General features: G+C 61.9%; 14 protein-coding genes. 8 read left to right on the forward strand and 6 right to left on the reverse strand.

Features of this window, described 5'->3' with window-relative positions:
* Positions 1-57 precede the first annotated feature (57 nt).
* From HYPGJ_RS09555 to aat, 7 genes are all read left to right on the forward strand, one after another.
* Entirely contained in the window at positions 58-3132 is a 3075-nt protein-coding gene (locus HYPGJ_RS09555; protein ID WP_046847002.1) for an Rne/Rng family ribonuclease, read from the forward strand.
* A 220-nt stretch (positions 3133-3352) separates the two neighbouring features.
* Positions 3353-4759, forward strand: coding sequence for a M48 family metalloprotease (locus HYPGJ_RS09560; protein WP_046847003.1), 1407 nt, complete (start codon positions 3353-3355; stop codon positions 4757-4759).
* Between the two features lie 32 nt (positions 4760-4791).
* Positions 4792-5658, forward strand: a complete 867-nt coding sequence (locus tag HYPGJ_RS09565) for a DsbA family protein (protein ID WP_046848274.1) — start codon at positions 4792-4794, stop codon at positions 5656-5658.
* Between the two features lie 169 nt (positions 5659-5827).
* On the forward strand, positions 5828-6277 hold the full coding sequence (gene aroQ, locus HYPGJ_RS09570) for a type II 3-dehydroquinate dehydratase (RefSeq protein WP_046847004.1): 450 nt from the start codon (positions 5828-5830) through the stop codon (positions 6275-6277).
* 65 nt (positions 6278-6342) lie between these two features.
* On the forward strand, positions 6343-6834 hold the full coding sequence (gene accB / locus HYPGJ_RS09575) for an acetyl-CoA carboxylase biotin carboxyl carrier protein (protein WP_046847005.1): 492 nt from the start codon (positions 6343-6345) through the stop codon (positions 6832-6834).
* 43 nt (positions 6835-6877) lie between these two features.
* The gene (gene accC / locus HYPGJ_RS09580; protein WP_046848275.1) at positions 6878-8218 is read left to right on the forward strand and encodes an acetyl-CoA carboxylase biotin carboxylase subunit; all 1341 of its coding nucleotides are present in this window, start codon (positions 6878-6880) and stop codon (positions 8216-8218) included.
* Between the two features lie 59 nt (positions 8219-8277).
* Positions 8278-8949 carry a leucyl/phenylalanyl-tRNA--protein transferase gene (gene aat, locus HYPGJ_RS09585; RefSeq protein WP_046847006.1) on the forward strand — a complete coding sequence of 224 codons (672 nt, stop codon included), beginning with the start codon at positions 8278-8280 and terminating at the stop codon, positions 8947-8949.
* An 8-nt stretch (positions 8950-8957) separates the two neighbouring features.
* Here aat and HYPGJ_RS09590 read toward each other — a convergent pair whose 3' ends face one another.
* The 5 genes from HYPGJ_RS09590 to HYPGJ_RS09610 all read right to left on the reverse strand — a co-directional run bounded on the left by HYPGJ_RS09590 (position 8958) and on the right by HYPGJ_RS09610 (position 13832).
* Positions 8958-9872, reverse strand: coding sequence for a LysR family transcriptional regulator (locus tag HYPGJ_RS09590; RefSeq protein WP_046847007.1), 915 nt, complete (start codon positions 9870-9872; stop codon positions 8958-8960).
* Positions 9873-9891: 19 nt separating this feature from the next.
* A complete protein-coding gene (locus HYPGJ_RS09595) occupies positions 9892-10944 on the reverse strand; it encodes a YeiH family protein (RefSeq protein ID WP_244466074.1) in 1053 nt (350 codons plus the stop codon).
* A 189-nt stretch (positions 10945-11133) separates the two neighbouring features.
* Entirely contained in the window at positions 11134-11553 is a 420-nt protein-coding gene (locus tag HYPGJ_RS09600) for a hypothetical protein (RefSeq protein WP_046848277.1), read from the reverse strand.
* Between the two features lie 154 nt (positions 11554-11707).
* Positions 11708-13255 carry a glutamine-hydrolyzing GMP synthase gene (gene guaA / locus HYPGJ_RS09605; protein WP_046847008.1) on the reverse strand — a complete coding sequence of 516 codons (1548 nt, stop codon included), beginning with the start codon at positions 13253-13255 and terminating at the stop codon, positions 11708-11710.
* Positions 13256-13382: 127 nt separating this feature from the next.
* Positions 13383-13832 carry a TspO/MBR family protein gene (locus tag HYPGJ_RS09610; protein WP_046847009.1) on the reverse strand — a complete coding sequence of 150 codons (450 nt, stop codon included), beginning with the start codon at positions 13830-13832 and terminating at the stop codon, positions 13383-13385.
* Between the two features lie 69 nt (positions 13833-13901).
* Here HYPGJ_RS09610 and HYPGJ_RS09615 point away from each other — a divergent pair, with 69 nt between their 5' ends.
* On the forward strand, positions 13902-14300 hold the full coding sequence (locus HYPGJ_RS09615) for an SET domain-containing protein (RefSeq protein ID WP_046847010.1): 399 nt from the start codon (positions 13902-13904) through the stop codon (positions 14298-14300).
* Between the two features lie 11 nt (positions 14301-14311).
* On the opposite strand, the gene HYPGJ_RS09620 is transcribed toward HYPGJ_RS09615, so the two are convergent.
* Complete coding sequence (locus HYPGJ_RS09620; RefSeq protein ID WP_046847011.1) at positions 14312-14899, reverse strand: SET domain-containing protein-lysine N-methyltransferase; 588 nt, start codon at positions 14897-14899, stop codon at positions 14312-14314.
* Positions 14900-14937 lie beyond the last annotated feature (38 nt).

Here is a 14937-nt window from a genome sequence, read left to right on the forward strand (position 1 = left end):
CGCCGCTACTGGCGATCCCGCATGCGAGCCGCTCAGGCGCGCCAAGGAATTCAATCAATGTCAAATACAAAAATGCTTATTGATGCCACGCATCCCGAGGAGACTCGGGTCGTGGTCCAACGCAACGGCCGGGTAGAGGAGTTCGATTTCGAAAGCGCTGCCCGCAAGCTTCTGCGCGGCAACATCTACCTCGCGAAAGTGACACGCGTTGAGCCGTCGCTGCAGGCGGCCTTCGTGGATTACGGCGGCAATCGCCACGGCTTTCTCGCATTCAACGAAGTCCATCCCGACTATTATCAGATCCCGGTCGCCGATCGTCAGGCTTTGCTTGATGAGGAAGCCGCCGCGGAAGCCGAACTCGAGGCCGCTGCCGACCGTCGCGCCGAAGCGCTGGCGCGCCGCAATGTGCGGTCTCACTCAGACTCCGATACCGGCCCGGAATCGCCCGGCGATGATTTCGGCGACATTGCCCCTGCCGACACGTCGCTTGAGGTGTCCCATATCGTCGACGTCGAGGAAGACGAGCACATCGAGGAGATCGGTGGCGACGAAGAAAGCGAGACGTCCGTAAAGGTCGTCGCGTCGGCCGTTCGCCGCTCGGTCGAAGACATTCGCGTCGAGCCTGCACCTGAAGAGACCGCCGAATTCAGCGCGCCGGAAGAAAACGAAACCGCTGCCTCCGACCAGGGCGAAGAACCGGCGACTGCCGCGAGCGAAGTCGCCCAAGACGACGAAGCCGCGCCTTCGGTCTTCGCGAACGAGGAACAGCCGGAGCACGAGTTCTCCGACCAGCCGTCGGTCGAGGACGATTACGCCGGACATCAGGACGCTCTGAACGACAACGGTTCGGTCGAGCACGAACATCATGACGAAGGCTCGCAGCCGGAATTCCGCGAGGGACCGCGCTCCCGCCAGCGTCGCCGCCCGCGCAGCTACAAGATCCAGGAAGTCATCAAGCGTCGCCAGATCATCCTGGTGCAGGTCGTCAAGGAAGAACGCGGCAATAAGGGCGCGGCTCTCACGACGTATCTGTCGCTCGCCGGCCGCTACACCGTTCTGATGCCGAACACCGCCCGCGGTGGTGGCATCTCGCGCAAGATCACCAATCCGCAGGATCGCCGCCGTCTGAAATCCATCGCCCAGGAACTCGAGGTTCCGGAGGGCATGGGCCTCATCATCCGCACGGCGGGCGCCGCGCGTACGAAGCAGGAGATCAAGCGCGATTTCGAATATCTGCTGCGTCTCTGGGAAAGCGTTCGCGACCTGACGCTGCAGTCGACCGCGCCGAGCCTCGTCTATGAGGAAGGCGACCTGATCAAGCGTTCGATCCGCGATCTTTATAACAAGGACGTCGAGGAAATCGTCGTCGCGGGCGACGCCGGGCATCAGGAAGCTGCCGACTTCATGAAGATGCTGATGCCGAGCCACGCGAAGAACGTCGTGGCTTATCGCGAGCCGACGCCGCTGTTCACACGCTACGGCGTCGAGCGCCAGCTCAATGCGATGTTCCAGCCGCAAGTGACCTTGCGCTCGGGTGGCTACATCGTCATCAACCAGACGGAAGCTCTCGTCGCGATCGACGTCAACTCCGGAAAATCCACGCGCGAATTCTCGATCGAGGAAACCGCGCTTGCGACGAACCTCGAAGCCGCCGACGAAATCGCCCGGCAGTTGAAGCTTCGCGACCTCGCTGGCCTCATCGTCATCGACTTCATCGACATGGAGGAGAAGCGCAACAATCGCGCGGTGGAACGCCGCCTGAAAGACGCGCTTCGCTTCGATCGCGCGCGCATCCAGCTCGGCCGCATTTCGCATTTCGGCCTGATGGAAATGTCGCGCCAGCGTCTCAGAACCGGCGTGCTCGAAGGTTCGACCTCGCAATGCGCGCATTGCCAGGGCACCGGCATCATCCGCTCGACCGAAAGCATCGCGCTCGCAGTTCTGCGCGGCATCGAGGATACGATCACGGCCGGCGCCAATGGTCCGCTCGTCGCGACCACAACGCCTGCGGTTGCGCTCTACATCCTGAACAGCAAGCGCGCCTACATCGCCGACATGGAAGTGCGTCACGGCTACTCCGTGACGGTGCTCGGCAGCGACCGCGTGCAGGGTGCCAACTTCACCGTCGAACGCAGCGCCGCATCGGCTCTTCCGGTACGCCGGACCGAACGCGCTGCCGTCAACATGGACTGGGGCTTCGACGCTGAGGGCGACGCGCCCTCCTACGCACCGTCGGACATCGATTCCGCGAACGAAGCCGGAGACGCTGACGAAGACGTCATCGATCGCGAAATGCGCAACGGCGGCCGCGATGGTGAAGAAAACGGCCAGCGTCGCAGCCGCCGCCGCAGACGCCGCGGCAGAGGCGGTCGCGACCGTGGCGACGATCGTGGCGAGAACTACTCGTTGGAGCAGCGTGAGGACGATTCCGATCGCGATCAGCCCGCGACGGACGACACGCATTCCGACTTCGATGAGCAGGCGGCTGATATCGAAGGTCTCGGCGACCAGCCTTCCGTCGATGATGGTGCGCACGCCGAAGCGTCGAACGGACAGGGCTCCGAAGAAAAACCCAACAAGCGCCGCAGACGCGGACGCCGTGGCGGCCGCCGCGGTCGTGAACGCGGACGCGATGCAGCGTCTGACGCAACTGCATCCGACACCGAGCAGCCGGATCTCGATGACGAAGGCTCCGACGATGCTGTCGAAGTCGTTGAAGTTGTCGAAGCTGCGGAGCAAAACGAGCCTGACGAGACCGGCGCACCGGATCGCGTCAAAGCACCCGCTTCCGGCCGGCGTCCGCGCCGGGTTTGGGACGTGCCGTCCGCCGCCAATGGCGCCGACGACGCTGCACCTGAACCTGCAGAGGTCGACCAATCGCCAGAACCTGCACCCATCGTCCTCGCGCCTGAGCCTGCCCCTCAGCCGATCGCGGCCGAAGTAGAAGTCGTGTCGGAACCGGCCGCAGCCCCGGCTGCCCCGGCTCGCCGTCGGCATGAAATCGGGTCAAGCGAACCGCGCATCGAACGCGTCGTCGTCGGTCCCGGCGAAAAAGCCGCCGAGGGAGATTCGGCCGCCGCAGCGGTTCCGCAGCGCAAAGGCTGGTGGCAGCGGAAATTCAGCAGCGAGTAAAATTACGCGCGTCGGAAACAGAAAAAGGTCGCCGTACGAATATGTGCGGCGGCCTTTTACGTACCTGGCGGCGGATGCGTCCGGTATAGCGCCATCCTCGCGCCCTATTATGATGTCTGATCATATCGGCCTAGGCCGCGAGTTTGACCGGGCCGGGCTTGCTGAATATCTGTAGCGTCACGGTGTCTCGAGACACACATCGAGGTTGAGGCACGGCGATATGCGCGCGACGAGCAACTCAATTTTCAATGCCCCATTCGCGTGCCGATTCGTGCTGGCGCTTTGCGTGCTCGCGACCGGAATTGCGATAAGCGCGCCGCGTGCCCGCGCTCAAGGACTACCGTTGATCCGCGACGCCGAGATCGAAGCGCTGCTCCAGGACTATGCGAAGCCGATTTTTCAGGCGGCCGGATTCGGCGGCGGCCGCGTCACCGTCCGGATTGTGAACAACGACGCCTTCAACGCATTCGTTCTCGATGGTGCGAACGTCTTCGTTCACACCGGCACGCTGATGCAGGCGAAAACACCGAACGAAGTCATCGGAGTCATTGCGCACGAAAGCGGCCACATCGCCGGCGGGCACATGGCGGCGCTCCGCGCGCGCATCGCCAAAGACCAGACGCGCATGCTGCTGACGCAGGTTCTCGGACTCGGCGCGATGGTCGCGGGCGGGGTGACCGGCGGCAGCACCGGACGCGAGACCATGCAAGGCGGTCAGGCGATTCTGCAGGGCGGCGGCAACATCATCATGAAGGGTCTTCTTGCCGAGCGCCGGTCGCAGGAATCGGCGGCAGATCAGGCTGGCCTGAAATATCTCACCGCGACCAAACAATCCGGACGCGGCATGCTCGACACCTTCGAGCGCTTCAAGCAGCAGGAATATCTTTCGTCCGATATGCAGGACCCGTTCGTCCGGTCCCATCCGCTCTCTGTCGACCGCTTGGCGCGACTGAATCAACTCGTCACCGCCAGTCCGTATGTGGACCAGAAAGATCCTCCCTCGCTGCAGCTTCGCCATGACCTGATGCGCGCCAAGCTTTCGGGTTATCTCGAAACGCCGGTCGCCGTATTCAATCGCTACCCCGAAAGCGACAAATCGTTGCCGGCGCGATACGCCCGCGCCATCGCAACATTCTTCCGCGGCGGCCCCGGTGCGCTCGAAAGTTCGACCAAGCAGATCGACGGCTTGATCGCGGAAAACCCGAACTACCCGTATTTCTACGAGCTGAAGGCCGACGTGCTTATGCGCGCCGGCAAGAAATCCAGCGCCGTGCCGCTCTTGCAGCAAGCCTTGAAACTGGCGCCTTCGAGCCCATTGATAGAGGTCGAACTCGCCAACGCTTTGCAAGACAGCAACGATGGCGGCAGTTCCAAGCAATCGATCGAGCTTTTGCGCCGGTCGCTGATCACCGATCAGAACGGAAGGGCCTACCGCCTGCTCGCCAACGCCTACTATAAACTCGGCAAAGGCCCTGAAGCCGACGCGATGACGGCTCAGGCGTACTTTTACGAAGGCGACGTCAAACAGGCGCAAATCTTTGCGAAACGAGCGCAGCCCCGCCTGCGCGCCGGATCGCCCGAATGGTTGAAGAACGACGACATCATCAACTACAAGCCTGAGACATGAGCCGTCCCAGCCCAATGAGCGAGACCATATTCATGACCGTAAAGAACTTCGTCCGAAACATCGCCGGTTCGGCATCGACGGGGCACAAGGCCGCCGTTGTGATGTCCGTGATCGCTGCGGCGCTGGCGCTGCCCTACGCGGCAGGCCATCTCGACAGGATCGTCGCGCCTCGCGCGCACGCTGAAACGGTCGCCCCGACCGCCGGCGGTTCGGCTTTCTCTGACGAACAGAAGAAAGCGCTCGGCGAGATCATCAAGGATTATCTGGTCAAGAATCCCGAGATCATGATCGACGTGCAGACCGCACTCGATGAAAAGATGCAGAAGGACCAGGACGCCAAGCTCAAGTCCTTCATGGCTGAGAATGCGAAATCGATCTTCCGCAGCCCCGGCAGCTCCGTCGCCGGCGACGTCAACGGCGACATCACCGTCGTCGAGTTCTTCGACTACAACTGCGGCTACTGCAAACGTGGCCTCCCGGAAGTCCAGAAGCTGATCCAGGACGACAAGAAGGTTCGCTTCGTCTTCAAGGAACTGCCGATCCTGTCGAAGGGCTCGGAAGAAGCCGCGCGCGTCGCGCTCGCGATGAAGCGTCAGGGCAAATACTGGGAATTCCATCAGGCGATGCTGGCCGCGAAGGGCCATGCCGACGAAGCTTCCGCCCTCAAGATCGCAGCGTCGCTCGGCGCCGACGTCGCCAAGGTCAAAGCCGACATGGCGAGCGACGAGGTCAAAAACGAACTGCGCGACGACGTGCTTCTCGCCAAGAAAATGGGCATCAACGGCACCCCGCACTTTCTGGTCGGCGACAAGTCGATCCCGGGCGCTCCGGACGACTTGCATGACCAGCTTGAAGCCCTCGTCACCGGCTTCCGCAAGGAAGGCTGCCCGATCTGCTGATCGGCCGCCGCCGGAGCCTAAAGCCAGGCCCGGGACGCAAATTTGTTAATCTTTCGGGCCCCGGACGTACGGGGCCCGAGGCATGCTTTGCGCTCGCGGGGAAAACTGGTAGACCCTTGGCTCCGCAAATGGCTTGGGCACCGCCCGGCGCTTGAGCAATCCCTAAATCATGACCACTCGTATCTACGTCCTGAACGGCCCCAACCTCAATTTGCTCGGCGTCCGCGAGCCGGCGATCTACGGCAGCGAAACGCTCGACGATCTCCGCGCACGCACCGGGAAGGCCGCCGCCGCGCACGGACTTGAGATCGATTTTCGCCAGTCGAATATCGAAGGCGAGCTTGTGAATTGGGTGCAGGAGGCGCGCGGCAAGGCCAAAGGCATCATTATCAATGCCGGAGCCTATACGCACACCTCGGTCGCCATTCTCGACGCCCTCCAGGCGGCCGAGTTGCCGGTGATCGAAGTTCACCTTTCGAATATCTTTCGCCGCGACCAGTTTCGTCAGCACTCTTACGTTTCCCTTGCGGCAACGGGCGTCATCTGCGGCCTGGGCGGCAAGGGTTACGAACTTGCGATTGAAGCCATGGCGAACATATTGGCGACCCGCAAGGCGTGACGATCGCGTATAGACCTAGGCTATAAGTCGGACGCAAACGGATAAACCTCGAGGACAGAGGACTGATGACCGCAAAAGACCAAGGCCCCAAGAGCGCGAGCGCCGAAAGTCAGTTGATCCGTGAGCTTGCCGAGCTCTTGAACGATACTGGCCTCACCGAGATCGAGATCGAGAAGAGCGGCCTCAAGATCCGCGTCGCGAAGAAAATCTCGATCAACGCTGTCCCAGCCGCTTACGCCGCGCCGGCTCCAGCAGCGGCGCCCGCAGCCGCTGCTGCCGAAGCCTCGAAGCCGACGACTGCGCCGGGCGATCTCTCGAAGCACCCCGGCGCCGTCAAGTCGCCGATGGTCGGCACCGCTTACCGTTCGCCCGAACCCGGCGCGCCGATGTTCTGCGAAGTCGGCAGCAAGGTGAACCAGGGCGACACGCTTCTCATCATTGAAGCGATGAAAACGATGAACCAGATCCCCGCGCCGCGCTCCGGCACCGTCAAGGCGATCCTCGTCGAAAACGCACAGCCCGTCGAATACGGCGAACCCCTGATCATCATTGAATGAAGCGCTGCACGTGCACGGCACGGGCAAGGACGCTGGAGAACCAATGTTCGATAAAGTCTTGATCGCAAACCGAGGGGAAATCGCCTTACGCATTCAGCGCGCGTGCCGTGAACTCGGCATAGCGACCGTCGCGGTTCATTCCACCGCCGACGCCGATGCGATGCACGTCCGCCTTGCTGATGAAAGCGTCTGCATCGGCCCGCCGCCCGCTCGCGATAGCTACCTGAACATTCCGGCGCTCGTCACCGCCTGCGAGATCACCGGCGCCGACGCCGTGCATCCGGGCTACGGCTTCCTGTCGGAAAACGCGCGCTTCGCGGAAATCCTCGAAGAACACAAGATTACGTTCATCGGCCCGACGTCCGAACACATCCGGATCATGGGCGACAAGATCGAAGCCAAGGAAACGGCCAAGCGACTCGGCATTCCGGTCGTTCCAGGCTCCAATGGCGCGGTGACCAGCGAAACCGAAGCGATGAAAGTCGCCAAGGACATGGGTTTCCCTGTCCTGATCAAGGCGGCAGCCGGCGGCGGCGGGCGCGGCATGAAGGTCGCGACATCAGCCGCCGATCTAGGCACGGCGCTCGCAACCGCACGCGCTGAAGCCAAGGCTGCGTTCAACGACGACGCCGTCTACATCGAAAAGTATCTCCAGAAGCCGCGCCACATCGAGATTCAGGTTTTCGGCGACGGCAAGGGCAACGCCGTCCACCTCGGCGAACGCGATTGCTCTCTGCAGCGCCGCCATCAGAAGGTGCTCGAGGAAAGCCCGTCGCCCGCCCTCAACGCAGCTCAGCGCCAGAAAATCGGCAACACCGTCGCCGACGCGATGCGCAAGCTCAAGTATCGCGGCGCCGGTACGGTCGAATTCCTGTTCGAGGACGGCGAGTTCTATTTCATCGAGATGAACACGCGCCTTCAGGTCGAGCATCCGGTGACCGAGATGGTGACGGGCGCCGATCTCGTGCTCGAGCAGATCCGCGTCGCTGCTGGCCTGCCGCTGAGCTTCACGCAGGACGACATCGAACTCAAAGGCCATGCCATCGAATGCCGGATCTGCGCCGAAAATCCCCGCGATTTTCGCCCCTCTCCCGGCCAGATCACTTACTGGCATCCGCCCGGCGGCCTCGGCGTCCGGGTCGACAGCGGCGTTTATCAGGGCTATCGCATCCCCCCCTACTACGACAGCCTCATCGGCAAGCTCATCATCTACGGCAAAACGCGAAACGATTGCCTGATGCGCTTGCGGCGCGCATTATCCGAATTCGTGATCGATGGCATTGAAACGACAATCCCGTTGTTCCAGGATCTCGTCAGAGACCCCGACATCGCCGATGGCGTCTACGATATTCATTGGCTCGAAAAACATTTGGGGATGAAGTAGAGTTGCCTCTGCGCGACTTGTTCCGCGCGCGCTTGAGAGTTCGCTTGGCAAGTACCGGCATGGCGTCGCGTGACGATCCAATGTTCGAGATTACGCCGCAGGTCCTCCTGAAGGCCTATAGCTGTGGCATTTTCCCGATGGCCGAGAGTGCGGACGACCCCGCGCTCTACTGGATCGAGCCGCAGCAGCGCGGTGTCCTGCCGCTCGATAACTTCCACGCTCCCCGCCGGCTTTTGCGCACCGTCCGCACGACGCCGCTGCAAGTGAAAGTCGACAACGACTACGAACGCGTCATCGACGGATGCGCCGCGCCACGCGCCGGACGCATGTCGACCTGGATCAACTCCCGCATCCGTGGGCTCTATCGCGAGCTGTTCGACCTCGGCGCTTGTCATACGGTCGAAGTCTGGCATGGCGACCAGATCGTCGGCGGACTTTACGGCGTGGCGCTCAAAAGCGCGTTCTTCGGCGAAAGCATGTTTTCGACCGAGCGCGATGCGTCCAAGATCGCGCTGGTCCACCTGACCGCGCGGTTGATCAAGGGCGGCTTCACGCTCCTCGACACGCAGTTCGTGACCGAGCATCTCCGTCAGTTCGGCACCATCGAGCTGGACCGCGGCCTGTTCCAGGCGCAGCTCGAGCGCGCTCTTGAAAAAGACGCCGACTTCTTCGCATTGCCTCGCGATGCGACCGGCGCCGATGTTGCCGCGGTTATCTCCAAGGAACACTAGAACAAGCCCTAGCCGACGATCGCTCCCGGCGCGCGCGAGGATTGCTTGCCCGTCGCGACATCGATGAACGTCCGTTCGGCGCGTGTGAAATAGCGCTCCTTGTGACGGAGCGCGAAGAACTTGCGCGCCGGAAGAGGGACATCGAGGGCAACGAGTGTTTTTGCTTTGAGCGGCGCGGCAACGACAAGACGCGAAAGGATTGTGATACCGCTGCCAGCGACGACCGCACCTCGAACGGCCTCGTTCGAGGGAAGCTCAAGCGCGATATCGAGGGCTTTAGGATCGATGCCGAGTTTTGCGACATCCGCTTCCAGAATGGCACGCGTTCCCGAGCCCGCTTCGCGCACGACCCAGCGCGCCTGCGCGATCTGAGAGAGCGCGCACGACGGCTGTTTCGCCAACGGATTATTCGGAGCCACGACCAGAACCATGTCGTCGTCGGCAACCGGCGTCACCGACAGCACCGGATTGTCGATCTCACCTTCAATAAATCCGAGATCGGCTACGCCGACTTCGACATCGGCAGCGACCGTTTGCGTATTGCCGATCTTCAGCGCTATCGAAATACCGGGAAAGAGCGACTGATAGCGATGGATGATCTCCGGCAGCCAGTAGTTCCCGGCGGTCTGACTGGCGCCGATCCTCAGCGATCCGCGCTCCAGCCCCGCGAGATCGGCGAGCACTTTCTCCGCCGCAGCGGCACGCGCCAGCACCGACTTCGCCTCGACGAGAAATAGCTTTCCGGCCTGGGTCAATACGATGCGACGGCCGATGCGGTCGAAAAGCTTGGTCGCATAGCGAGCTTCAAGCGCCGACACCGCGGCGCTTGTTGCAGATTGCGTCAGGTTCAGCTCCTTTGCCGCCTGGGTGACGTGCTCGCGCTCGGCAACGGCGACGAAGATGCGAAGCTGCTCGAGCGTCATGCAGTATCTCTCGGACGGTTCAGCCCATCGTTTTGATAAGGCTCAAGCTGAATGTTGCCACGAAAAGAAAGGCAGCAAACCCTAAAATCAAGGGGCGTATGCCTTTTGCCCTGAGCTTGGCGACATCCGTTTCCAGCCCCATCGCCGCAAGCGCCATCGACATCAGAAACGTCGTCACGAGAACAATCTCTGCCTTCGCCGCAGCTGGGATGGTGACGACGCTATTGAGCCCGACGAGCGCGGTGAAACCCAGCACGAACCAGGGCATCGGAGCTTTTGCGGACGAGCACGCGCGATCACTAGACTTCATGTTCCGCGCGGCGAGAATGCCGAGCACGATGACCACCGGCGCCAGCATGGCAACGCGCGTGAGCTTGGCAATAGCCGCCGCATCGCCCGCCTGCTGGCCGTCCTGATAGGCCGCTGCCATCACCTGCGCGATCTCATGGATCGAGGCGCCCGCCCACAATCCATAAGCATGAGCATCGAGATGCAGAAGTCCCGGCAGCAACGGGTAAACGAACATCGCGATCGACCCGAATACCGTGACGCACGCCACGGCATACGCGACATCCTCGTCATGTGCTTCGGTGACGGTGTTGGTCGCGATCACCGCCGACGCCCCGCAAATCGACGTGCCGGCCGCAATCAGCTGCGAAAGCTTGCGATCGACGCCGATCATACGTCCGAGCCAGGTCGTGAATACGAATGTACAGACCAGCGTCGCGACGAGAACCAACATGCCAGATGCGCCGACCTCCACGACTTGTGAGGCCGTCAATTGCAGACCGAGCAGAATGATCGCGAAGCGCAACACGCGGCGCACGCAGAACGTGACGCCGGCTTTGGCGATCCTCGGTGTGCCGATCGAATTATGAAGGACGATCCCGAGCAGGATCGACAGGATCATCGGGCTGAAGATCGCTACGCCCGGAAGGTCTCGAAGACCAAACGACAGCGCCGCGATAACTGCCGTCAGCAAAAGCCCGGGCCAGTTTTCAACCAGGTCCCAGCTGCCGCCAGACGGTCGAACGACGCTAGTTTGTGCCGCGATCCGAGGGTTGGTATCCATCTTGAAGCGCCCTTCCAATGAAGCGCCTCCAAGATGACGGAATCAGACTAATCGATCCAATTCATAATACGTATTATATTGTTCGATTTTATCGAATGATCGCCATTACAGAGAACTAAGCTGCACGGTCGGGAAACCGGCCCTTGCGCTTCTGGGCGCGAACGTCGACGGCGATGACCCCAGCCTCGATTACCGTTGCATGATCTGCAAAGCCGCATCGAGCAACTTCGCCGTCACGTCATCGTTGCGCGATCGTGCGCCTTCGATACCGGACCGCGCTCTTTGGATGAAATCGATCCTCTCGCTATCGGTCGCGGCGTCCACCTCAGCGAACCCGCCCACCGACATTTTCATCGTCATCGACACGAACGGTGTGCTCTCGTCGAGCGTCATATTCCCGCTGCGGATTTGATCGTTGACCCAATCGCGCATCTCTTGGCGGGTCATGCTCCCGAAGTCCGTTTGCTGAACGCGATCCCTCTGCTTGCCGTCATCCGCTTGAACCGAGGCCATTGCGGCTGAGAACGGCGAAGCCAAACGATCCCCAGCCCGATCCTCGAGGCGCCGGCTTGCGTACACGTTGGTAATTCCTGGGAGGTCCACTTTCATCGAAATCGCTTCTCCGGACGGCACGCGTCCATCATGCGACATAGTTCTGGCGCGTGGCTGGCGCTTGCAACGCGTTGCGGAAGTCCGCGCCACATCGCACTCAGCAACCAAAACATCGCTCAGGATTGAATCGAGGGCCCGGGCAGCCGCCGTGTTACTCCCACTCGATGGTGCCGGGGGGCTTGGACGTCACGTCGTAGACGACGCGATTGACGCCGCGAACCTCGTTGATGATGCGCGTCGCGACGCGGCCGAGGAACGCCATGTCGAAATGGAAGAAGTCGGCCGTCATGCCATCCACCGACGTCACAGCGCGCAAGCCGAGGACGTGATCGTAGGTCCGCCCGTCGCCCATGACGCCGACGGTGCGCACCGGAAGCAGAACGGCGAAGGCCTGCCAGATCGCATCGTAGAGGCCCGCCTTGCGGATTTCATCGAGATAGACCGCATCGGCCTGGCGTAGAATGTCGAGCTTCTCGCGTGTGATCTCACCCGGAATGCGGATCGCAAGTCCCGGCCCCGGAAACGGATGACGCCCGACGAACGCTTCCGGCAGTCCAAGTTCACGGCCGAGCGCGCGAACCTCGTCCTTGAAGAGTTCGCGCAGCGGCTCGACGAGCTTCATGTGCATGCGCTCGGGCAGGCCACCGACGTTATGGTGCGATTTGATCGTCACCGACGGACCACCGGTGAACGACACGCTCTCGATGACGTCCGGATAAAGCGTGCCTTGCGCCAAAAAATCCGCGCCGCCGATTTTCTTGGCCTCAGCCTCGAAGACATCGATGAAATGCTTGCCGATCGTCTTGCGCTTCGTCTCAGGATCGGAAACACCAGCCAAAGCGGTGAGGAATTGCTCCGACGCATCCACGTGGACGAGCGGAATGTTGTAGTGATCGCGGAACAGACCGACGACCTCGTCCGCTTCGCCGAGCCGCATCAGACCGTGATCGACGAACACGCAGGTCAGCTGATCGCCGATCGCTTCGTGAATGAGCACGGCCGCGACGGCGCTATCGACGCCGCCTGACAGACCGCAAATCACACGCCCGTTGCCGACCTGCGCCCGAACCTTGTCGATCATCGAGCGGCGATACGCGGCCATCGTCCAGTCGGACTTCAGACCCGCGATCTTATGGACGAAATTCGAAATCAGCTTCGCGCCGTCCGGCGTGTGCACGACCTCGGGGTGAAACTGCACGGCATAGAAATGCCGCGCCTCGTCCGCGACCGCCGCGTACGGCGCATTCTCGCTCGTCGCGATCACCGCGAAGCCGTCGGGCAGACGCGTGACGCGATCGCCGTGGCTCATCCAAACCTGGTGCTTCGTTCCCGGCGACCAGAAGCCCTCGAACAGCGGGCTCGGCGTGTCGATCGACAGAAACGCCCGCCCGAACTCGCGATGATGCCCCGCCTCGACCTTGCCGCCGAGCTGCTCCGCCATCGTCTGCTGCCCGTAGCAGATACCGAGCACCGGCACGCCCGACGCGAACACCGCCTCCGGCGCGCGCGGCGACCCACCCTCAGTCACTGACGCCGGTCCGCCGGATAGAATGACGGCCTTCGGCTTGAGCTTGGCGAACGCTTCGGCTGCGTTCTGAAAGGGATGGATTTCCGAGTAGACGCCACCCTCGCGCACGCGTCGCGCGATGAGCTGCGTCACCTGGCTGCCGAAATCGATGATGAGAACGCTGTCGGTCAAAGTTCGCGAGGCCCTTTATTTCAGGCCATCCCCTACGCGAATACGCGCGACGCCGCAACGGCCGCAAAAGCAGCACCCACACCCCGAAATCGCTGGTAGCCGCAGCCGAACTTCGCCCACCCGCCGGTCAGTTCAACCGCCAGATCATAAAATTCAGCGCCGCCGCGAACGTAACCCATGCGAGATACGGTAAATATAGGTAGCTCGCGCGCCGCTCGACGCCCCACGCCGCCACGATGAACGCCAAAATCGTCACCCAAAGCTGCGCGAGACACGCCATCGCCATCTGAGGATCGTGGCGCCCGAACATCAGGTACGACCAGAAGCCGTTGAAGAACAGCCCGACACCCCAGATGAGGATAACAGGAGACCATCCGACGGCCTGCCAGACCAGCCATCCCGCGACCGCGATCAAGGCGTAAAGAATGGTCCAGGCAATCGGAAACACCCAGTTGGGCGGCGTCCAGGCCGGTTTGTTGAGAGATGCGTACCACTCTCCCGGCAGGAAGTGCGTACCCGACCACGCCGTGGCAACCACCAGCGCCGCGAATACCAAAAACGATAGGAACTTCGTCAAATCTTACACTCTATCTGCTCGTCGGCTAAAGAAGCCGCCCCCGTCTGAAGCTGGAAGGCACCCTATTTCATGCTGCTGGTCAAGACTCGCCTGGCGCCGAGCCCCATCGCCGGAATTGGTCTGTTCGCTGACGAAGACATCAAAAAGGGCACGGTGACGTGGCGTTTCATGGCCGCGTACGACCGGCTCCTGAGCGAGGCCGACATCTCCAATCTGCCCGAACCGGCGCGGACGAACATTCTCGACCACGCCTATCTCGACGCGGCGAGCGGCCTGTTCGTCCTCTGTGCGGACAATGCCCGGTTCATGAACCATGCCGACGATCCGAACACCGCGGGCGTGCATGACGCCGGATCGATTGAGGGCTACGATGTCGCCACGCGTGATATTGCGGCCGGTGAAGAACTGACCTGCGATTACCGGACGTTCGACGCCCACGTCGGGGTGAAACTCGGCATTCCCGGTTAGAACGCTGACCGTTAGCCGCCCGGAACGATGGACGCCCCCGGCGACGATTTACGGCTCGCACGGCGCCGCTTGACGCCCAGCGCCCTCAGAACCTGCGCGGCCATGATGCGTCGCTGCAGGTACGGCGAGAAATAGCCTTCATAGCGCTGCCAGAGTTCCGGCCGTCGCCAGTCCTCACCCGAGACATGGACTCGGCAATGAGGCGATCCGCACGAGCAGGTGAACTCATCATAAGGCGACCCGTCGCTCATCGCGTAGTCGTAGGTAATTTCTTCGCCAGCACTGATGTCACGCATCGCGACCAGCGCAATCTGCCCGGAAAGCCCTGCGTTCGGACTGCAGCTGTGGTTCACGTAATCCGGCGGCTCGCAGTCTGACAGCGAGACGAGATACTGGTTCTCTTCGACCTGCAGCGAATAGCGCCGCACCGTCGGCGGCATACCGTTCAGCTCTTCGCCCGTGACGAGAGTACCGCTCCACACGACGATCAGCTCGCCCTTGGCGATAGCTTCCCGCGCGACGACCGTATGGCCGCCTCGGTTCGGGATCGGATGAACGTCGCATTTCGGAGAGAGGAAGGAGTGTGCCCTACCGCTCATTCATTGACCTCAATTGGCCGCAACGAGCGGGGTACGCC

This window comes from Hyphomicrobium sp. GJ21, from assembly GCF_001006785.1.
Lineage (GTDB): Bacteria > Pseudomonadota > Alphaproteobacteria > Rhizobiales > Hyphomicrobiaceae > Hyphomicrobium_B.